The sequence below is a fragment of the Streptomyces sp. A01 genome (assembly GCF_059026195.1).
The window spans coordinates 67,360-88,173 of record NZ_JBWLKN010000023.1 but is presented as its reverse complement, the minus strand read 5'-3'; the positions used below and the strand labels follow the sequence as shown (position 1 = coordinate 88,173).

The following is a 20,814-nucleotide window of genomic DNA, read 5'->3' as shown; positions in this document are numbered from 1 at the left end:
GGGTGCTGCAATGTCCGCACCTCGCAGGCGCATGGGCGGCGAGGGCGCTTCGGGCCGACTGCGGCTGTCGCAGTCTTTTTCGCCCGGGCACGGACACGTCACGTGAGTGAGGCGCCGATGTCGTCAGTGGGAACCCTGCGGGACGCCGCAGACGGGCAGGAACTGTTCCGGGGCTTGGTGGAGTGTTCGCAGGACGCGATCCTCATCAAGACCCTTGCCGGGGAGATCACCTTCTGGAACACCGCCGCGCACCGGCTGTACGGCTACAGCGCCTCGGAGGCCATCGGCCGGCACATCGGTCTGCTGATCCCACCCCACCTCCAAGACGAGGAAGCCGGTGTGCTGGCGCGGATCGGCCGCGGTGAGCGGGTCGAGCACTACGAGACCTGGCGGGTCACCAACGACGGCCGGCTGCTGGACATCGACCTGTCCTTGTGGCCGATCCGCGCCCTGGACGGCCGCATCGTCGCCGTCTGCTCCACCATGCGGGACATCACCGAGCGAAAACGTGCCGAGCAGAAACTCACCGAGCTGTACGCGCAGCAGCGGCACATCTCGCTGGCCCTGCGTCTGATGGGCGCCTCCGAGCAGATTCCGTGGGCCCAGGCGGCCACCCGCTATCTGCCGTCGACCCAGGGCGAGGGAGTGGGCGGGGACTGGCTCGACCTGATCGACCTGGGCGCCGGACGGATCGGGGTGATCATCGGGGACGTGATGGGGCGCGGCCTGGACGCCGCCGTGGTCATGGGCCAGCTGCGCTCGGCGGCCCGCGCCCTGGCCCTGGCAGGGATGTCGCCATGCGAGTTGATGCAGACGCTGGACACGTTCACCCGCGGGCTGCCCGAGCAGTTCGTCACCTGCGCCTACCTGGAAGCCGACCCCGCGCAGGGCGAGGTGACGGCCTGCTCCGCCGGTCATCTGCCGATCCTGCTCGTCGCGCCGGACGCGACGGTCGACGTACTGCCCGTGCCGATCGGCATCCCCCTGGGTGTGGGCGGGGTACCGCACCAGCAGGTCCGCGTCCCCCTGCCTGCCGGAACGACCCTGGCTCTGTACACCGACGGGCTGGTGGAAACACCCCGCACCGACATCTACACCCAGCTCAAGCTGCTGGCCACCGCCCTGGAGGACGTCTTCCCCACCGCCACCGACCTTGAGGACGCCGCCGACCGCGTCCTGCACGCCATGCTGCCGGACACCACGGCCTACTCCGACGACGTGACCCTGCTGCTGGTCAGCCTCCCCACGGCCCCGCTGGACACGATCGACATCACGCTGCCCAGCGAGCCGGTATCCGTCCCGGCCGGACGGCGGTTCCTCGCCGAGACCCTCCACACATGGGGCATGGCCGCCCTGACGGACACCGCGCTGTTGCTGGTCTCGGAGCTCCTGACCAACGCGGTCTCCCACGCGGCGGGGCCGCTCGGACTGCGGGCCTGGCACAGCAGCCGGGAACTGGGCGTCGAGATCACCGACCGGAGCGCGCCCCGGCCCTGGGCCCGGGTCGTCGACAGCGACGAGGAGCACGGCCGCGGCTTGTTGCTCGTCGAAGCCCTCGCCGACGCCTGGGGCTCCCGCCCCTGCGCCATCGGCAAAACCGTCTGGTTCACCCTGCTGCTCACCCCGGAATCCACGTACGCGGCACCGCACGGCCCATATACGTAGCCGAACGCCGGTACGCGACCGAACGCCGGTACGCGCAGGCGGGCGATACAGGCGTGGTAAAGGCGCGCACATCCGTACGCGCGGCCGCGCGCCGACACGCGAAGCCACACGGCAACGCTCCCCCTCTGCCCCACGCCGTCCCCGCTCTCCCCGTTATCCCTGCCGTCCCCGTTATCCCTGCCGTCCCCGGCGCCTGAGCGGCCCGGCCCCCCGGAATCCCGCGACTTCGGCGCCTCGGCGGCAACAATGACCAGGGAGTTCACACCCGCGCACGAGAACCCGACGCGTACCCAGAACTCGCACGGGAACCCGGCGCGTACCCAGAACTGACGCGTACCCAGAGCTAAGGAACGCCCCATGCCTCCAGTCATCGCCATCACCGGAGCGAGCGGCCGCGTCGGCGGTCGCCTCGCGCGGCGGCTCGCTGTCTCGGACATCACGCAGCGCCTGCTGGGCCGCGATCCGTCCCGCCTGCCCGACCTGCCGGGGGCGGTCGCCGCGCCGCCCGCCGCCTACGGCGACGGCGAGGCCATGCGACGCGCCGTCGACGGAGCGGACACCCTGTTCCTCGTCTCCGCGCACGAGAGCCCGGACCGGGTGCGCGAGCACACCACCGCCGTGGACGCCGCGATCGCCGCGGGCGTCGAGCGGATCGTGTACGTGTCGTTCCTCGGCGCGGCACCGGGCGCGACGTTCACCTTCGCCCGCGACCACTGGTACACGGAGGAGCACATCCGCTCCACGGGCGTACGGTTCGCGTTCCTGCGCGACAGCCTGTATCTGGCCGGGCTCCCGGCGATGGCGGGCGCCGACGGGACGATCCGGGGCCCGGCGGGCGAGGGGGTGGTCGCCGCCGTGGCACACGAGGACATCGCCGAAGTGGCGGCTTCCGTCCTGCTCGGCGAGGGACATGAAGGCGCCGTCTACGACGTCACCGGCCCCGTGGCACTGTCGCTCGCCGAGGTGGCGGAGGAGCTGAGCAGGTTCAGCGGACGCACCGTCAGCTACGTTCCCGAGACGCGTGAGGAGGCGTTCGCCTCACGGGCCTCGTTCGGCGCGGAAGACTGGGAGGTGGCAGGCTGGGTGTCCTCGTACGAGGCCATCGCGACCGGCGAGATGAGCACCGTCTCCGACGTCGTCCCACGGCTGACCGGTCACCCCTCGCAGTCGCTCGCCGAGTACCTGACGGAACACCCGGACAGCTACCGGCATCTCCTCCCCGGCCACTGACGGCCGCCCCCGCCCCACGCACGCGCCACCGGCGTACGCACTCGCCACCGACGCGTTCACCTGCCTCCGGCGAACTCATCCGCCGCCAGTGCGCGCACAGCCGCCAGCGCACGCGCGAGAGAGACATAGGCAAAGAGGGACATAGGGACCGCATGCGGGTCACACGAGAGCCGTATCGGGGCACACGAGGGTCGTACGCACGCCCGCGTTCCGTCATTTCCCCGTCGGGCGGGGAGGGCTTCGCCCCGTTCGCCGGGTTTAGAGTGACGTCTGACGTGGGCTTTCAGCCCGACATGACCGATACCGCGGTGGCCGCGTCCGACCGTCCGCCGTGGTACCAGGGGGACATACACATATGCGCGCTCTACCCAGGACTCTGGCGACGGTGGCTCTGCCCCTCGCTCTCGTGACAGGCGGCACCACCGGCGCGGTGGCGGGCCCGGCGAGTCAGGACGCTCCGGCGGCAGCGGGACAGCCCGCCGCCCAGAGCGCCGACTACCGGTTCAACGCCGCACAGGACCGGTTCGTCACCAGCTCGGGCCAGGCCCCGAAGGCGCTGCGGCACATCGAGGGCGCCGCCGCCGACTTCACCGTGCTCAAGGGCACGGGGGCCGACGGCCCGACGCTGGCCGGGACGACCCTGGCCGGCACGTCCAACAAGGCGGCACGTGCGGCGTGGGCCGCCAACCCGAAGTTCGTCGACCTCTCCTGGCCGCAGGTGAACTCCGGTACGGAGTACCGCGTGTTCCGGGACGGGAAGCTGATCGGCACGACCCGCGGCACCAGCCTGCGTGACACCGACGTGCGCCCCGGCGCCGCGAGCGAGTACAGCATCTCCGGTACGGCCAAGGCTCCCAGGAGCGAGTGGACGGACACCGAGCGGGCCACGTTCGCGAAGACCGGTGAGACGCCGCTGAACGGCCACACCTGGAACCTGAACGTGCAGGTGCCGAAGTCCTCCGGCGCCGCCGCGCTGGAGAAGGCGGCGCGCGCGGTGGACGCGAAGGCGAGGAGCTACCACTCCACGACCATCAAGTACCGCACGTTCATCCGCAGCAAGTGGGTCTCCGCGCCGGTCGGCTGCAAGTACACCAAGGGCTACAAGTACGCGGGTGACAACCGCGGTTTCAGCAAGGCCGACAGCGCGAGCCACCGGACCGACCTGACGGGAACGGTCTATTGGGCCCAGGGTGGTTCCCAGTGGGGTTCGCACATCGGCACCACGCACGTCTACAAGACGAACGGGAAGTTCGTCGCCAAGAAGACGGCGAGCGGAAAGAAGATGTCGTTCCGGGTGATGTCCCAGAACTCGAAGACGGCTCAGGTCCGTGGCATCACCGAGGCCGGTAACCCGTATTGCGGCCTGGGCAGCATTTCCGGTTACTACAACGCACGGATCGCGCGCAATGGCGACTTCTACATTTCGGGCCGGCACAAGCAGATGCCCGATCACGAGATCATCATCAGCGGATTCACCCGGTCCCCGATGAAGACGTACACGAGGTACATCCACACCAGCAAGCAGGCCAGCCCGGCATGCCTGTTCAAGCCCGCGTGCCCCGCGGCTACCATCGGCAATAACGGCGGGTACTAAGAACTGACCAGTCCCGCTGGAAGTCCGGCGCTCCGTCGGCGGCTTCCAGCGGGCCCGCCCGTCCCCCTCACGATTGGCATGGCTGATGAGCGCACCCATCCCCAAGGCGGTCACGTTCGCCGCAGCCGCGTCGTTCGTTCCCTGGACGGTGGGTGCGGTCCTGTCGTACGTCGTGATCTACGCGGGCGACGACGACTGGGAGAACTTCTCCGGCGACTGGCTGACCGGTGCGGCGCTGGTGTTCCCGCTGGCAGCCGCCCTGGTCATGCTGGTCCTCGTCTACGTGCGGCCGGCCCGGGACTGGTGGATGGTCGCGACGCGGAACACCGTCGCCTACGCGGTGCTGCTGCTGGCCGTCAGCATCGTCCGGTTCTCCGCCGAGGACTCCCCGGAGCCCGTGGACGACGCCTTCGTGATGCTCATCATCGCCCTGTTCAGCTTGCAGATCCCGCTGTGCTTCGCACTCTCGGCCGCACTGGCCAAGCCCCTCGCGATCACAGGACCGCTCGCGGGCGCGCAGCAGGACGCGAGCGACCACGAGCGCGTCTGACGGCGGCCCGGCCGCCTGCCGACGGGCCTCCCGCCCAGCGCGGGCGCTGACCCCGGACACACGTAAGCGGCGGCTGGTCACCAGACCAGCCGCCGCTTCACGTCACCAGACGCTCAGACCCGCAAGCTCTCAGCTCTCAGCTCTCAAGCCTTGATCAGAGGCCGACGCCGTGGTGGCGAAGGAAGCCGAGGGGCTCGATGCCGGAGCCGTAGTTCGGGCCCGTACGGATCTCGAAGTGCAGGTGCGGGCCGGAGGAGTTTCCGGTGTTGCCGGAGACGCCGATCCGCTCGCCCGCCTTCACGTGCTCGCCGATGTGCACCTTGATCTTCGACAGGTGCGCGTACTGCGAGTACGTGTTGGGGCCGTGCTTGATCACGATGGCGTTGCCGTATGCCGGGCCGTCGCCGCCGCCGTTGCCGCCCGCCTTCACCACGACGCCGCGGTGAGCGGCCTTCACGGAGGTGCCGACGTTCACGGCGAAGTCCTGGCCGGAGTGGCCGTGGGCCCAGCGGTCACCACCGGCCGCGAACGGCGCGCTCAGCGGAGCCTTGCCGACCGGAGCGGTCCAGGAGGCGCGGTTCAGCGGGGTGCGCTTCGAACGGTCCGCACGCTTGGCGTGTGCCGCCTTCTTCGCCTTGGCCTTCTTCGCCTTGGTCCGCTTCTCGGCCTTCTTGGCGTCGGCCTTCTTCGCCGCGTCGGCCGCCTTCTGCTGGGCGGCCGCCTGAGCCGCTACCGACTTCTCCAGCGCGCTCGCCGAGGCCGCGGTGGACACACTGGCCTGCGGCTCTGCCGCCAGCGCCACCCCGGTCCCCAGGGCGAGCGAGGCTCCCATGCCCACGGCCAGCACGGTGGCGCGGTTGCGCAGGACCTGCTTGCTCGTCTGGTGGGCCTTGGTGTGCTGCGTCATACGGAATTACCTCCGGGGAAATCAAGGAAATTGAAAAGTCCCGGTTGTGAATCCATCGCGGTGAACCGGGAGCGCCATACCTTGGTAACCCGGCATCGCCCTCCTGCCAAGAAGTGCCTCTGCCGCGCTCCTACTACCGGATCTCGTAGCGAGTACGCGGGAAATAAGACTCTTCACAGCGGCCGATGATCACCGGGCAAGCCCATTCCGCAGCGCCCGAAAGAACAGGAAAGGGCCCCCATGCCCTTATGGGACGGGCCCACGCCGCACATTCCGGAAGGTCCCGGTGGCACCCCGGGGAAAGGCCCCGCACCCCCGGGCCAAAGGTCCCGGCGGGCTCTCGCTCCTGCCCGCTATCGCGCGTAGTAGACGTCGAAACCCCTGTGCCCCATGTCACCGGGCGGTCGGCCCGCCCTTATCCCGGCCGGGCCGTACGACTGTCCGTTTCGGGACCTTCGGCCCCCGCGCGCAGTAGCCTGTCCACCGGCCGCGACACGACGAGGGCCACGGCAACCCGCACGGCGACGCACACGCACACGTACAGGCGCAGGCACAGGCACAGGCGCAGACACAGGCGCAGACAACAGGCACACGGCAGCAGACACGGCGGCCGACGCGGCACCGGATACGGCACCGGCGCCGGCGCCGGCACACGGCGAAACAGCAGGGGGAGCGAGTTGGAGCCCGCAGTCATCGGTACGCGGCTGGCGTCGAGTGCGGTCGCACCGCTCATCAAGAAGCTGTTCGTGACGGAGGGGCCGGGCGCCGGGCTGGTCGACAAGCCCGTACGGATATCGGGCTTCGTCTCCTTCACCGGCGAGAAACGCACCCTCACCGACCGTGATCTCCACAAGCTCGCCGCCGAGCTGGTACGCCGCGTCGTCCGGGCCGCGGGGCCGCATGAGCGCCCCGTACCGGCCACGGAGGAGACCGCCGTCACCGACGCCGTCGCCCGCACTCTGCACTGCCTGGGCGACCTCACCATCGACGACCTCTACGCCGTCCGCATCGGCCCGCGCAACCTCGCCGGCAGGCTCACCCAGAGCGCCCGCGACCAGGGGTACGCGTTCCACCTCGGCGCCGACGCCACCGCGCTGTACGAGGGCGTGCTGGAGACCGCCTGCCTGCACATCCTGCACTTCTTCACGCAGCGGTCCACCTTTGTCTCCCGCACCCTCGTGGAGCAGAGCGGCCAGTTGTCGGAGCTGGTCGCGAAGGTGGACGCGCTCATCGAACGCAACCCGTCACACGCCGTCCCCGACGTCCGCTTCGAGGAGCGCTACGCCCGCTACCTCACGCAGAAGCACGGCAGCCTCACGATCTACGGGATCGACCTGACGGACTCCCCGGACCGGTGGCCGCTCGACGCGACGTATCTCAGCCTCCAGGCGACCCGCTCGGTGCCGACGGCCCGCGAGCAGGCCCGTGCCGCCCTCCTCGGCGCCCTCGGACACACCACGGAGGACGAGGAGGACCCACCGCAGGACCAGGCCCTTCCGCTCCCCGCCGACCAGGCGCTCGCCGACCGCGACCGGGTCCTCGTACGCGGCGTCGCGGGTTCCGGCAAGACCACCCTGGTCCAGTGGCTCGCCGTGGTCGCCGCCCGCAGGACGTACGACGACCGCCTGGTCCACCTCTACGGCCGCATCCCCTTCGTCCTCCCGCTACGCACCCTCACCCGGGGCGGCGCCCAGCTCCCCACGCCCGACCAGTTCCTCGCCACCGTCGGCTGCCCGTTCGCCGGGTCCCAGCCGGGCGGCTGGGCCGACCGCGTGCTCAGTGCCGGGCGCGGCCTGCTCCTCATCGACGGCATCGACGAGATCCCCGAACGCGAACGCGAACAGACCCGCCGCTGGCTGCGCGACCTCCTCGACGCCTACCCGGACAACCTCTGGCTCGTCACCTCCCGCCCCTCCGCCGTCCGCGAGGACTGGCTGGCCGACGAGGGCTTCGACGAGCTGACGCTGTCCCCCATGAGCCGCGACGACGTGGCCGCGTTCATCAGCCGCTGGCACGCGGCCGCCCGGACCGGCCCCGGCGGCCGCGACGGCGACCACCAGAGCGGCGCGGGCGGCGCGGGCGGCGCGGGCGGCGCGGGCGGCGCCCAGAGCGACGAACGCGGCGACGCGCGCCTGGACGCGTACGAGCAGTCACTGCTGGCGGCCGTCCGCGCCAAGCAGGACCTCGGCCGTCTCGCCACGAACCCGTTGATGTGCGGCCTGATCTGCGCCCTCCACCGCGACCGGCGCGGCTACCTGCCGCACGGCCGCAAGGAGCTGTACGACGCCGCCCTGTCGATGCTGCTGTCCCGCCGCGACCGGGAGCGCGACATGGACGGCCCGTACGGCGTCACCCTGCACGAGGAACCGCAGATCCAACTCCTCCAGCGGCTCGCCTACTGGCTCATCCGCAACGGCCGCACCGAACTCGACCGCGACCACGCCGAACGGATCATCACCGACGCCCTGCCGTCCGTCCCCGCGGCGGCCGCCCAGGGCGACGCCCCGGCCGTCTTCCGCCACCTCCTGCACCGCAGCGGCCTGCTCCGCGAGCCCGGTCCCGGCGCGGTCGACTTCGTCCACCGCACGTTCCAGGACTACCTGGGCGCGAAGCGCGCGGTGGAGGAGTGGGACATCGGGCTGCTCATCGACCACGCGGCGGACGACCAGTGGGAGGACGTCATCCGCCTGGCGGTGGCCCACGCGCGCCCGCGCGAGCGTGCGGAGATCCTGGGCCAGCTGGTCAAGCGCGGCGACCAGGCCGTGGACGACCGCACCCGGATGCGGGTCCACCTCCTCGCGATGGCCTGCCTGGAACACGCGACGGAGGTGGACCCGGCGGTCCGCGCCCAGGTGGAGGAGCGCACGGCGCGCCTGATCCCGCCCCGTACGAACGACGCGGCGCGCGAGCTGGCGAGCGTGGGCCCCCTGGTCCTGGAACTCCTCCCCGGCCCGGACGGCCTCCTCGACCGTGACGCCACCCGCGTCACCGTCACCGCCTCCCACATCGACACCGACGCCGCCCTCCCCGTCCTCGCCCGCTTCCGCGACCACCCCTCGGTCTCCGTACGGTCGCAACTCGTCTGGGCCTGGTCCCGCTTCGACACCGAGCGCTACGCGGAGGAGGTCATCGCCCACCTCAGGCCGGACGGCCTGTACTTCGTGGCGACATCAACCGCCCAGCTGTCGGCGTTGGGCGCGCTGGGCGGACGGCCGATGGTGGAGACGCGGGGGAACATCGACGCGGACGACATCGCCCGCTACCTCAGCGACCACCCGGCCACGCGCCTGCGCGTGCAAGGCAACCACCGGCTACGGGACCTCACGTTCCTGGCCGGGCAACCCCACCTGTCCGACGTACGACTGCTGGACTGCCGCGAGATCCCCGACCTGAGCCCACTCGCCACGCTCCCCCTGACGTGCCTCACACTCGCGCAGCTGGACATGACCGACACGCCGCTCCACCCCCTGAGCACCCTGACCATCCTCCGGTCCCTGTACCTGGACTGGCTTGAGGGCGCGCGCTGGTCCCTGACCGACCTGCCGCTGGACGCCCCGCTGAACGACCTCCAGATCAACGGCACGCAGCGCGCGATGGGCGGCGTCCGTGGCATCAGCCGCTGGCCCCTCCTGCACCACCTGGACCTGGCCCCGGCCAACAGTCCGGTCAGTGAGAACGAGTGGGAAGAGATCGGCACGCTCCAGCAACTGGAATACCTCCGTATCGGAGGCGTCTCGCTCGCCCACGCGCCCCACGGCACATCACTCGGCAGGCTCACCCGCCTCGTCCTGGACTTCGGCGAGCACACCCGACCCGACCTCACCGCGGTCCCCAGGCTCTTCCCCGGCCTGCGCTGGCTCCAGGTGTTCAGCGTCGGCTCCGTCCCAGAGCTGGACGTCACCCCCCTGGCCGACCTCCACACCCTGACGACCCTGCACCTCCCCGAGGACGCCCACCTCACCGGCGCGGAGAGGCTGCGGCCTGAGCTGCTGCCGCCGACGCCTGGGTCGTAGGCGGCGCGGCATCGCTGTTAAGTCGTACGCGTTGCCGAGTCGGCGTGACGGAGCGCCCACTTAGCATGTGCCGCATGGCGACGAAGCGAATGAAGAGACGAGCACAAGAGCTGATAGGCACCGAAGCCAAAACAGCGAACTGGTGCGCATTGGTGGCGCCGGTCCCCTCCCCGCCGAAGGAGATCCACCAGGCGGCAGGAAAGGGCCGACTGCGGCACCGCTACCGGCCGATGCCGTACGTCATCGCCTCCCTCGGTTTCGTCATCAGCTCGCCGGTCCTCCTCGTCGCCGTCCTCGAAGGGCTGGAGGGCCCGACGATCAGCCCGAAGAAGCGCCGGGCGAAAAAGGCCGCCAAGGAAGCGAAGCGCGCCCGCAAGGCGCAGATACCGCACCTCGGCTTTGACCGCGTGTTCGACGGCAACTGGAACACCACCGCCGGTCAGCTCCTGCTCGCCTGGTACGGGCAGGCCCCGGACCGCGAACGCCTCATCGTGCTGACCGCCGAGAAGGTCTCGCTGCTCGCCGCACCCTCCTGGCTCTGGTTCAAGGGCCGGACGACGAAGCTGCGGGTCGTCGCGGAGTTCCCGTACGGCGCGGTGCGGTGCGACGCCCCCGCCGTCGCCGATACGGACAACCCCTACTTCCGCCTCCGCTTCCCGGACGGCTCCTGGCTCGGCCTGCGGGGCGACGACGGGAACGGCGCGGTCAGGGATTTCCTCCGGACATGCCGGACGCTGTCCTCACCTGCCGGCGAACCGGTGGCCTGACCACCACACACCGCGCCGCCCCCGGCGGCCGGACTCGAACGCGCCTACCTCACCACACGTCCCACGGTCTCTGCCGCCCTCGCGCACCCCGCTCCCGGTCGCGCCGCTCCCGCTCCAGCCGGTCCCGTTCCGCCTTGAGCAGCCGCTGGTAGTCGCTGAGTACGCGCAGCAGGGCGAAGCCCGTGCCGAGCGGGACCGGGCCTACGACCAGCAACGGCACCGCGCCGCCGCGTAACTCAGCCCGCAGCCCGAGTAACCGCACCCCGTGCGTGGCCAGTTCGTCCCGCAGCACCTCGGCCACTCTTTCCGCTGTATGCGGATCTGCGGCCATGTCGCCGGTCATGCCGTGTTCCGTGACGGCACGTTGAGCTGGAACCACACGGTCTTGCCATCGACGTCCGGCGGCTCGCCGATCGTCATCCCGCAGAGGTCGGAAACAGCCGATACGAGGAACAGCCCGCGCCCACGCGTGTCGGCGCTCCGCGCCCTGCGTGGGGACGGCAGCTCGGACTCCGCGTCGTGCACGGCGACCCGCACATGTGTGGTCTCGACGGTCACGGTCAGATGGACCCCGCACCTGGCGTGCTGATGCACATTGGTGACCAGTTCCGAGGTGCACAGCGTGGCCGCGTCGATGAGATCGACCAGGCCGGAGACCACGAGCACACCGCGTACGAAGTCACGGCAGACCTTGGGCGCGGCGGCGATTCCGGGGACGAACAGGGCGTAGTCCTGCGGAAGTTCGAGTTCTGTTTCGGATTCGGGCTCCGGGCACGATGGCGCTCCGGCTTCCCGCAGGGACAGGTGGGAGGCTCGCGCTCCCGCTTTCGTACGTACTCCCATGACACGCCTCCATGGCGTTCGCAGGTGAGAGGGGGGAGCCCATGCCGGTGGCCTGCCGCCCCCGCGGCAAAGAATCGGGCGGTGCGCTTCCGGCATGCGGCTGTTGAGGGCGCGTGGAACGGCGATGCCGCCGACATCCCTATGTGATCGGTGCCACACCTAAGGTAGGGGTCCGCTCAGCTATTTAGCAACCAGCTAGCGGCTTTCAGTGGACCCGGGCCACTTACACAGGGCACACTGCGGCAAACTGTGGGCAACATTTTGCGGGAGGATCGCCTGTGGCACTGCGAACTGTCATCACCGAGCGACAACGCCGACTCGGCACCGAGCTCAAGAAGTTGCGTCGCAGCAGGGGGTTGTCCATCGCCGAGGGCGGCAAGCTGATCGCCATGGCCACGCCGCACCTCAGCCACATCGAGGCCGGACGAACTGCCATTCCTACGGAGCGGCTACGCAAGCTTGTTCACGCTTACGGGTGCAACAATGAGGCGTACCTTGACGGACTTGTCAGCATGTCGGAGAGCACCGGCAAGGGGTGGTGGTCTGGGTATCGCAAGGCGTTTCCTCAGGCCAGCCTCGACCTCGCCGAGCTGGAGTCCCGCTCAACAACGCTGCGGAGTTACGAGACGCTGCTGGTCCCCGGGCTACTGCAGACCGAGTCGTATATGCGCGCTCTCTTCCGTAACGCTCGTCCTGATGAAAGCCCGGACAAAGTTGAGGATCGGGTCCGCTTCCGTCTCGCCCGCCAGGAGATCCTGCGCGACGCTCCCTCCGTCTCCTTCCACGCCGTCATCCACGAGGCGGCACTGTGGATGGAAGTGGGCGGTTCACACGTCATGCGAGGGCAACTCACCCACCTCATTCGGGCATCCAAGCTTCCAGGCGTGACTATTCAAGTCCTGCCCTTCACCATGGGCGTCCGAGCGCCGTGGTTCAGCACACCGTTCATGCTCTTGGGGGCTGAGGTTCCAGAGCTGGAAACCGTCTCAGCAGAACACCCCTCCGGTAGCCTCTGGCTTGGAGATGCTGCCTCCATCGCCCAGTACGGGGCCAGCTTCACGGGTTTGAGCAAGAGCGCGCTTCCGGCCGTGTTGGCGGACGAGTCTCCGGAGCTGCACGAGGAGCGCGACTCGTGGGGGCTCATCCAGCACATCCTCTATACACACTGAGGGAAGACAGCATGCGTGAACTCAACTGGCGAAAGTCCTCCTACAGCGAGGGCCAAGGCGCCAACTGCGTAGAACTAGCCACCACCAACGCAGCCATCCACCTCCGCGAAAGCGACGACCCGGCCACGGTCATCACGACCACACGCCACAACCTCGGGTCCCTCATCCACAGCATCAAGCGAGGCGCGTTCGACCGCCTCGCGCCCCGTCACGCCCGCGCGAGCGAAGAGGCGCCCGAAGCCACCCCCTCTGGCTTCGGGCGCCCCCGCGTAACCGCTTAACGCGCCGAAGGCGCGTCCCGCTCCGCTGCCTCGGCGACGCGCTTGATGTTCGCCAAGCGTCGGTCCCAGTCAGCCGCGAGCCCGGACATCCACCGCGCCGTCGTGTCCAGCGCCGTAGGCCGCACCGCGTACCGCACCTCGCGGCCTACGCGGCTGCTGGAGACCAGCCCGGCGGCGTCCAGGACGGCGAGGTGCTTGACGACCGCCTGCCGCGAAATGGGCAGTGGTTCGGCGAGCGTCGTCGCGGTGGCCTCGCCCTGGGCGGCCAGCAGGTCGAGCAGTTGGCGTCGGGTCGGGTCGGCCAGCGCGGCGAGGACGCTGTCGACCGTGTCGTCGGCGCCGGGGTGTTCGTCCGTCACGCGGATGGCTGTTCGGCGCGCGACTTGAGCGCGTCGAGCTCCTGGGGCCAGCCGCCGGTGTTGTCCTTGACCGCCTGGCCGCGCAGCTCCTCGGACCCGGCCAGCGCCGCGAACCCGCTCTCGACGACGCGGAGCCGCGTCTTGTCGCCTTCCGTGGTCAGCGTGAACTCCACCAGGGTGCTGTTGTCCTCGCGCAGCTCTTCTCCGGGGAACGCGCTGGCCCAGCGGTAGGCCAGGTAGGTCGGCGGCTCGACCTTCTCCACGCGTACCGGGAAGTCGCCGTGCTCAGGGTTCTTCGCCACCATCGACTCGCCTTCTTTGGCCACGGTGCCGGGCAGGCTGGCCTTGTCGGCGACCCAGAACCCGGGTTCGGCCACCAGCGACCAGACCCGGTCCAGGGGTGCCGCGATCAGGGTTTCGCGTTCGATCCGGTCCTCGCTCATGAGGGGACTCCTTCGCTGCGACGTTGGGTGCAACCCTAGAGTTGCACATCGACCCCCCACGCGCAACCCACCGGTTGCACCCGGTCGGGCGACGCCGTTGTCACCGGTCCAGGCCCCATACGCGCAGATGCGCGTCCCGGCTCGCGGTGAGGGCGACCGGGTGGCCGTCCAGTTCCGTCACGCGGACGGTGAAGACCTCCCCGCGATGATCGGTGAGCGGTTCGCCGATCAGGCGTCGGCCCTCCAGATCCCACGCGCACACAGTGCCGTCCATCGCGCCGGTCACCGCGACCGGGCGGCCGGCCACCGTGCCGACATCCACGCACGTGAGGTCGCCCGCCGGGCCGGTGAGCGGCTTGTCCCATTCGCCGGTGTCAGGGTCGCCGAGGAACAGCGCCCCTTCCCCGACCGCCACCACACGGGCCGGCCGCCCACGGTCGTCAGGCCGACGCCCAGAACCGGCACGGCGAGCCCGGTGAACTCGGTGAGGGGAGTTCTGTCACCGATGTCCCAGACGGCCACCCTGCCGTCCCAGCTCCCGGACATCACGACCGGCTGGTTCCACAGCGTCCCCGACGCGAGGCCGCCGATGCCGTCGGAATGCCCTCCCAGAAGCTCGGCCGGATCGGCTTCGGGGTGAGGGTCGGGCTTCGTCGCGTCCCAGAGGCGTACGCACGGGCCGGTGCCGCCGCTGAGGAACAGCGGCCTGCCATCGATCTCCGCCGTAGCGGTCGTGGCCACTCCGGCGTGATAGACGCGAGCGGAGGTGCGTACCGCGCCGCTCTCCAAGTCCCACTGGGCGAACGGCTGGTGGCTGCTGCCTCCGCCGATCACGACGCGTCCCTCCAGGACCAGGGCGCCCATCGTGGTGATCTCCATGAACTCGTACGCGTTCTCGCGCGTCCACGGCATGTCGAGCCGGTACGGGGTCCAGTGGTCCCGCGACGGGTCCCACGTGAAGACGCCGCTGCTGAAGTCGGTGCACACAACGACCGGGCGGCCGTGAACGGTGACGAGGTCGAAGTCCAGGATCGGGGCACCGGAGGGGATCTCGCTGGACCGTAAGGCAGTGGGTGTGGACATGGCGAGATCCTAGAGGTGCCGTCGGGACGGTTGGTCTTGAGGCAGAACCGTTCCCGTGGCCGCGGCGTCCTCCACCACGACGACACGACGACACGACGCCTCATGGTCCCCCGCCACCCTGCTCGCGGCGTCGCCAAGTCGGGTGTGCTGTGGGGAAATTGCCCACTGCGGACGTACGAGCGCCCTAGCCTGTGCGGCAACTACCGCGCATCCGGCTCGCTTCATCCCGCCGCATCTCGCCGCATCTCGCTTCATCGCAGATCCCACCCATCCGCGAACCGCCATTCCTGCCATCTCACCGAGCAGCGTGGGCAGGAGAGCACACGAGAACAGGACAGACTGCCGCCGCCGGGGGACCTCATGGAACCAGCTGCCATCGCCATCCGACTCGCCTCGACCGCCGTCGTACCGCTCATCAGGAAGCTGTTCGTCCAGGAGGGGCCCGGCGCCGGGGTCGTGGACCGGCCGGTGCGGATCTCCTCGCTGGTCTCGTTCCACGGGGAGCACCGCACGCTGCGGGAGCAGGACCTCACCGGACTCGCGGGCAAGCTCGTGGACCGTGCGCTGAGTTCGGCCGCGCCGGGGGAGCGGCCCATCGCCGACGACGAGCAGCGAGCCGTGACCGACGCGCTCGCGGGCACCCTGCACGCCCTGGGCTCGATCGACCTCGACGACGTACAAGCCGTACGGCTCGGACACAAGGAGCTGGCCGAACGGTTACGGACGGCCGCACCCGACGCGGACCGTGAGCTGTCCGCCGACGCCGCGCACTTCCACGCAGCCCTGCTGGAGACGGCCTGCCTGCACATACTGCACTTCTTCACCCAGCGGTCCACCTTCATCGCCGCGACGCTCGTCGCCCAGACCAGGGAGCTGGCCGAGATCCGCGCCCAGGTGGACGCGCTGGTCCGCAGGGTGCCGGGGCAGTCGGCCGAGGACGCCGCGTTCGAGGCTCAGTACGCGCGGGACATCGTCACCAGCCACAACCACCTCACCATCTACGGCATCGACCTGGCGCACTCCCCCGACAGCTGGTCGCTGGACGCCGCGTACCTCAGTCTGGAGGCCGAGGTCGGGCAGGGCGGCGGGCCCGCGTCCGGTGAGCCGCACGGCGGTACGGGGCCGCAGCCCGTCGTGCTCCCCGCTGAGCAGGCACTCTCCGGGCGGGACCGGGTGCTGCTGCGAGGTGTCGCCGGATCGGGCAAGACCACGCTCGTGCAGTGGCTCGCGGTCGCCGTCGCGCGCGGGGATCTGCCGAAGCCGCTGGACGGGCTGTACGGGCGGGTCCCGTTCGTGCTGCCCGTACGGCGGTTCAGCCGGGGCCACGGCAGCAGGGACGGTTTTCCCGTACCGGACGAGTTCCTGTCGGCCGTGCGCTATCCGCGCAGCGGCTCGCAGCCGTCGGGCTGGGCGGAGCGGGTGATGGCCGAGGGGCGGGCGCTGCTGCTCGTGGACGGGATCGACGAGGCGCCCGAGGACGACCGCGAGCGGTTACGGCACGAGCTGAGCGGTCTGCTCGCGCACTACCCGGGCAACGTGTGGCTGGTGACGTCCCGGCCATCGGCCGTCCGGGAGAACTGGCTGACCTCGGAGGGGTTCACCGAGCTGAAGCTGGCCCCGCTCAGCCGCGACGGGGTGGCCGCCTTCGTCCAGCGCTGGCACGCGGCGGCCCGCGAGGACGCCACCGACCTGGACCGGATCGACCACTACGAACAGACGCTGCTCGGCGCGCTGCGGATCACCCGCGATCTGGGCCGACTCGCCACCAACCCGCTGATGTGCGGTCTGATCTGCGCCCTGCACCGGGACCGGCGGGGGTATCTGCCGCGCGGCCGCAAGGCGCTCTACGACGCCGCGCTGTCCATGCTCCTCGAACGCCGCGACCGCGAACGCGACATGCACACCACCGACGGCATCGACCTCACCCAGGAACCGAAGGTCCAGCTCTTACAGAAGCTCGCCCACTGGATGCTGGTCAACGGGCGCTCCGAAATGGACCGTACGGTCGCGATCGACACCCTCGCGCAGCACCTCCCCTCGATCCCGCACGCCGCCGAGCAAGGCGGGCCCGAGGCCATCTACCGGCATCTGCTCAACCGCACAGGACTGCTGCGGGAACCGACACCCAGCTCGGTGGACTTCGTGCACCGCACCTTCCAGGACTATCTGAGCGCGCGGGCCGCCGTCGAACGGCATGACTTCGACTTTCTCATCAACAACGCCCACCAGGACGACTGGGAGGAGGTCATCCGGATGTCGGTGGCGCTGGCCCGGCCCGACGAGTGCGCGTATCTGCTGGACGGGATGCTCGCACCCCGCAAGGGCGCCCGGCCGGTGGAGGCACGGCACCGGAAGCTGCTGGCGGCCGCCTGCCTGGAACACGCCACCGAGCTCGACCCGGGCGTGCGGGGGCGCGTCCAGCGCTACACCCGTGACCTGGTCAGGCCGACCACGGTGGAAGGCGCACGGGCGCTCGGCTGGATCGGGGCGATCGTGCTGGAGATGCTGCCGGACCCGGCGACCGTCACGGACGACGAGGCGTACCGGCTGGCGGTCACGGCGACCTCGATAGCCGACGACCGGGCGATCGACTTCCTCACGCGGCTGCGGGAACGCTCGTCGTGGCCGATCCGCGCCCAGCTGGCCGGTGCCTGGCGGCGGTACGACACCGACCGCTACGCGGACGAGATCATCGACCACCTCGACCCGGCCGATCTGGAGTTCCCCGTGTCCAGCCCGGAGGAGCTGCGGGCGCTGCGGCGCCTCGGCGGGCGGCCGTGTGTGCAGGTCACGGGGATGTTCACGGCAACCCAGCTGGTGGAGGGGCTCGCTGCGGAGCCTCTGACGTATCTGTGGCTCATGCACGACGTCGGCGAGCACATGGAATGGCTGAGCGCCTTTCCGAACCTCGCGACGCTTCAGGTGCCCAGCGGTCAGCGGGTGACCGGGGTGCCGGAGGGGGTCCACGTCATCTACGGGTGACGGTGGCGGGGTCAGTGGAAGGCTCGGCGGCCGGAGCGAGCGACAAAGAGCTGTCCCCGGCACCGTCCTGATGGACGGTCCCGGGGACAGCTCCTCGTTCCGCGTACTACTAGGTACCGCTGGTTCAGCGCTCAGCCCTGGCTGCTGTCGCGGCCCAGGCCACGCGCCAAGCGGTCACGCCTCCTTGGAGAGGTTCGGACCGCCGCCCGCCGCCGACTCGATCGGCGGGGTGTCCGGCAGAGCCGCCTTCTCTTCGCCGCGGAAGGTGAACTTCTTTTCCTCACCCTCGCCCTCGACGCCGACGACCACGATGTGACCGGGGCGCAGCTCGCCGAAGAGGATCTTCTCCGACAGCAGGTCCTCGATCTCGCGCTGGATCGTCCGGCGCAGCGGCCGGGCGCCCAGGACCGGGTCGTAACCCTTCTTGGCGAGCAGCGCCTTGGCTTCCGAGCTCAGCTCCAGGCCCATGTCCCGGTCCTTGAGCCGCTCGTCCACCTTGGCGGCCATGAGGTCGACGATCTGCATGATGTCTTCCTCGGTCAGCTGGTGGAAGACGACGGTGTCATCGACACGGTTGAGGAACTCCGGCCGGAAGTGCTGCTTGAGCTCTTCGTTGACCTTGTTCTTCATCCGCTCGTAACCGGTCTTCACATCGCCGGTGGCCGCGAAGCCAAGATTGAAGCCCTTGGAGATGTCCCGCGTGCCGAGGTTGGTCGTCATGATGATGACCGTGTTCTTGAAGTCCACGACCCGGCCCTGGGAGTCGGTCAGGCGACCGTCTTCCAGGATCTGCAGCAGCGAGTTGAAGATATCCGGGTGGGCCTTCTCGACCTCGTCGAAGAGGACGACGGAGAACGGCTTGCGGCGCACCTTCTCGGTGAGCTGCCCGCCCTCCTCGTAACCCACGTATCCGGGCGGCGAGCCGAAGAGCCGCGAGACGGTGTGCTTCTCGCTGAACTCCGACATGTCGAGCGAGATGAGCGCGTCCTCGTCACCGAACAGGAACTCGGCGAGGGTCTTGCTCAGCTCGGTCTTACCGACACCGGACGGGCCCGCGAAGATGAACGAGCCGCCGGGACGCTTCGGGTCCTTAAGGCCCGCCCGCGTACGCCGGATGGCCTGGGAGAGCGCCTTGATGGCGTCCTTCTGGCCAATAACGCGCTTGTGGAGCTCGTCTTCCATGCGCAGCAGCCGGGAGGACTCCTCCTCGGTGAGCTTGAAGACCGGAATGCCGGTGGCCGTCGCCAGAACCTCGGCGATCAGCTCGCCGTCGACCTCGGCGACGACATCCATGTCGCCGGCCTTCCATTCCTTCTCGCGCTTCGCCTTCGCGGCCAGGAGCTGCTTCTCCTTGTCGCGCAGACCCGCGGCCATCTCGAAGTCCTGCGAATCAATCGCGGACTCCTTCTCCCGGCGCACATCGGCGATCTTCTCGTCGAATTCGCGGAGGTCCGGCGGCGCGGTCATCCGGCGAATGCGCATCCGGGAACCGGCCTCGTCGATCAGGTCGATCGCCTTGTCCGGCAGGAAGCGGTCCGAGATGTAACGGTCGGCGAGCTGCGCCGCCTGCACCAGGGCCTCATCGGTAATGGAAACGCGGTGATGCGCCTCGTACCGGTCGCGCAGGCCCTTCAGGATCTCAATGGTGTGCGGCAGCGACGGCTCCGCGACCTGGATGGGCTGGAAACGGCGCTCAAGAGCCGCGTCCTTCTCCAGGTGCTTGCGGTACTCGTCGAGCGTGGTCGCGCCAATGGTCTGGAGCTCACCACGGGCCAGCATCGGCTTGAGAATGCTGGCGGCGTCAATCGCGCCCTCGGCGGCACCCGCACCCACCAGGGTGTGCAGCTCGTCGATGAAGAGAATGATGTCGCCGCGCGTGCGGATCTCCTTGAGCACCTTCTTCAGGCGCTCCTCGAAGTCACCGCGGTAGCGGGAACCGGCGACCAGCGCGCCCAGGTCGAGGGTGTAGAGGTGCTTGTCCTTCAGCGTTTCGGGCACCTCGCCCTTGACGATGGCCTGCGCCAGGCCCTCGACGACCGCCGTCTTTCCGACGCCGGGCTCGCCGATGAGGACCGGGTTGTTCTTGGTACGGCGCGACAGCACCTGCATGACCCGCTCGATCTCCTTCTCGCGCCCGATGACCGGGTCGAGCTTGGATTCGCGGGCGGCCTGCGTCAGGTTGCGGCCGAACTGGTCCAGGACAAGGGACGTCGAGGGCGTGCCCTCGGCGGGGCCACCGGCTGTGGCGGCCTCCTTGCCTCCGGAGTAGCCGGACAGCAGCTGGATGACCTGCTGCCTGACCCGGTTCAGGTCGGCGCCCAGCTTCACCAGGACCTGGGCTGCGACGCCCTCGCCCTCGCGAATCAGGCCGAGCAGGATGTGCTCCGTACCGATGTAGTTGTGGCCGAGCTGAAGGGCCTCGCGGAGCGACAGCTCCAGCACCTTCTTGGCACGGGGGGTGAAGGGGATGTGCCCGGACGGGGCCTGCTGGCCCTGACCGATGATCTCCTCCACCTGCTGCCGGACCGCCTCGAGCGAAATCCCGAGGCTCTCCAGGGCCTTAGCGGCGACACCCTCACCCTCGTGGATCAGGCCCAGGAGGATGTGCTCGGTGCCGATGTAGTTGTGGTTGAGCATCCGGGCTTCTTCCTGAGCCAGGACGACAACCCGCCGCGCGCGGTCGGTGAACCTCTCGAACATCGTTAATCGCTCCTCAGAGCGGTCAGAAAGATCGGGGACGATCCCCTCCCTGTCCTTCCGCAGCTTAGTCCCGCAAGCAGGGACCGCTCATTCCAACTGCCGACACCCGGGATCGCCCCCACAGCGGTGGGGAGGGATTCCTGCCCCGAACAGCCGACACCTGCTCCAACCCGATGGTGCGAGACGATGTTCCCCCAGGCCAAGCATCTACGCACACCACCACTACGC

The 20,814-nt window shown here is 69.6% G+C and carries 17 protein-coding genes; 9 read left to right on the top strand and 8 right to left on the bottom strand.

The genetic code is table 11. The features are described 5' to 3' along the window. Positions 1-117 precede the first annotated feature (117 nt). From AC5P1B_RS26860 to AC5P1B_RS26845, 4 genes are all read left to right on the top strand, one after another. Entirely contained in the window at positions 118-1,665 is a 1,548-nt protein-coding gene (locus tag AC5P1B_RS26860; protein WP_493890322.1) for an ATP-binding SpoIIE family protein phosphatase, read from the top strand. A 357-nt stretch (positions 1,666-2,022) separates the two neighbouring features. Next, complete coding sequence (locus tag AC5P1B_RS26855; RefSeq protein ID WP_493890320.1) at positions 2,023-2,895, top strand: SDR family oxidoreductase; 873 nt, start codon at positions 2,023-2,025, stop codon at positions 2,893-2,895. Positions 2,896-3,280: 385 nt separating this feature from the next. After that, positions 3,281-4,489: a hypothetical protein gene (locus tag AC5P1B_RS26850; protein WP_493890319.1), complete on the top strand. Its 1,209-nt coding sequence runs from the start codon at positions 3,281-3,283 to the stop codon at positions 4,487-4,489. Between the two features lie 85 nt (positions 4,490-4,574). Beyond that, positions 4,575-5,039 carry a hypothetical protein gene (locus AC5P1B_RS26845; protein ID WP_493890318.1) on the top strand — a complete coding sequence of 155 codons (465 nt, stop codon included), beginning with the start codon at positions 4,575-4,577 and terminating at the stop codon, positions 5,037-5,039. A 154-nt stretch (positions 5,040-5,193) separates the two neighbouring features. Here AC5P1B_RS26845 and AC5P1B_RS26840 read toward each other — a convergent pair whose 3' ends face one another. Continuing rightward, positions 5,194-5,946 (bottom strand): M23 family metallopeptidase, encoded by a 753-nt coding sequence (locus tag AC5P1B_RS26840; protein ID WP_493890316.1) that lies wholly within the window; start codon positions 5,944-5,946, stop codon positions 5,194-5,196. A 677-nt stretch (positions 5,947-6,623) separates the two neighbouring features. On the opposite strand from AC5P1B_RS26840, the gene AC5P1B_RS26835 reads away from it, so the two are divergent. Together AC5P1B_RS26835 and AC5P1B_RS26830 are read left to right on the top strand one after the other, a co-directional pair. Then, positions 6,624-9,959 carry an NACHT domain-containing protein gene (locus tag AC5P1B_RS26835; RefSeq protein ID WP_493890314.1) on the top strand — a complete coding sequence of 1,112 codons (3,336 nt, stop codon included), beginning with the start codon at positions 6,624-6,626 and terminating at the stop codon, positions 9,957-9,959. 74 nt (positions 9,960-10,033) lie between these two features. After that, on the top strand, positions 10,034-10,726 hold the full coding sequence (locus tag AC5P1B_RS26830; RefSeq protein WP_493890313.1) for a hypothetical protein: 693 nt from the start codon (positions 10,034-10,036) through the stop codon (positions 10,724-10,726). A 49-nt stretch (positions 10,727-10,775) separates the two neighbouring features. Here AC5P1B_RS26830 and AC5P1B_RS26825 read toward each other — a convergent pair whose 3' ends face one another. Together AC5P1B_RS26825 and AC5P1B_RS26820 are read right to left on the bottom strand one after the other, a co-directional pair. Further along, a complete protein-coding gene (locus tag AC5P1B_RS26825; RefSeq protein WP_493890311.1) occupies positions 10,776-11,069 on the bottom strand; it encodes a hypothetical protein in 294 nt (97 codons plus the stop codon). Then, positions 11,066-11,569 (bottom strand): ATP-binding protein, encoded by a 504-nt coding sequence (locus AC5P1B_RS26820; RefSeq protein ID WP_493890309.1) that lies wholly within the window; start codon positions 11,567-11,569, stop codon positions 11,066-11,068. The genes AC5P1B_RS26825 and AC5P1B_RS26820 overlap by 4 nt, the downstream gene beginning before the upstream one ends. 278 nt (positions 11,570-11,847) lie before the next feature. On the opposite strand from AC5P1B_RS26820, the gene AC5P1B_RS26815 reads away from it, so the two are divergent. Together AC5P1B_RS26815 and AC5P1B_RS26810 are read left to right on the top strand one after the other, a co-directional pair. Next, on the top strand, positions 11,848-12,738 hold the full coding sequence (locus tag AC5P1B_RS26815) for a helix-turn-helix domain-containing protein (RefSeq protein ID WP_493890307.1): 891 nt from the start codon (positions 11,848-11,850) through the stop codon (positions 12,736-12,738). Positions 12,739-12,749: 11 nt separating this feature from the next. Beyond that, on the top strand, positions 12,750-13,019 hold the full coding sequence (locus AC5P1B_RS26810) for a DUF397 domain-containing protein (protein WP_493890306.1): 270 nt from the start codon (positions 12,750-12,752) through the stop codon (positions 13,017-13,019). Here AC5P1B_RS26810 and AC5P1B_RS26805 read toward each other — a convergent pair. The 4 genes from AC5P1B_RS26805 to AC5P1B_RS26790 all read right to left on the bottom strand — a co-directional run bounded on the left by AC5P1B_RS26805 (position 13,016) and on the right by AC5P1B_RS26790 (position 14,904). After that, on the bottom strand, positions 13,016-13,378 hold the full coding sequence (locus tag AC5P1B_RS26805; protein ID WP_493890305.1) for an ArsR/SmtB family transcription factor: 363 nt from the start codon (positions 13,376-13,378) through the stop codon (positions 13,016-13,018). The genes AC5P1B_RS26810 and AC5P1B_RS26805 overlap by 4 nt on opposite strands. Continuing rightward, positions 13,375-13,821, bottom strand: a complete 447-nt coding sequence (locus AC5P1B_RS26800; protein WP_493890303.1) for an SRPBCC domain-containing protein — start codon at positions 13,819-13,821, stop codon at positions 13,375-13,377. The genes AC5P1B_RS26805 and AC5P1B_RS26800 overlap by 4 nt, the downstream gene beginning before the upstream one ends. Before the next feature lie 100 nt (positions 13,822-13,921). Then, positions 13,922-14,095, bottom strand: a complete 174-nt coding sequence (locus tag AC5P1B_RS26795) for a hypothetical protein (protein ID WP_493890302.1) — start codon at positions 14,093-14,095, stop codon at positions 13,922-13,924. An 8-nt stretch (positions 14,096-14,103) separates the two neighbouring features. Beyond that, a complete protein-coding gene (locus tag AC5P1B_RS26790; RefSeq protein ID WP_493890301.1) occupies positions 14,104-14,904 on the bottom strand; it encodes a hypothetical protein in 801 nt (266 codons plus the stop codon). A gap of 360 nt (positions 14,905-15,264) precedes the next feature. Here AC5P1B_RS26790 and AC5P1B_RS26785 point away from each other — a divergent pair, with 360 nt between their 5' ends. Continuing rightward, complete coding sequence (locus AC5P1B_RS26785) at positions 15,265-17,886, top strand: NACHT domain-containing protein (protein WP_493890300.1); 2,622 nt, start codon at positions 15,265-15,267, stop codon at positions 17,884-17,886. Positions 17,887-18,060: 174 nt separating this feature from the next. On the opposite strand, the gene AC5P1B_RS26780 is transcribed toward AC5P1B_RS26785, so the two are convergent. Next, positions 18,061-20,586, bottom strand: a complete 2,526-nt coding sequence (locus AC5P1B_RS26780; protein WP_493890298.1) for an ATP-dependent Clp protease ATP-binding subunit — start codon at positions 20,584-20,586, stop codon at positions 18,061-18,063. Between the last annotated feature and the right edge of the window lie 228 nt (positions 20,587-20,814).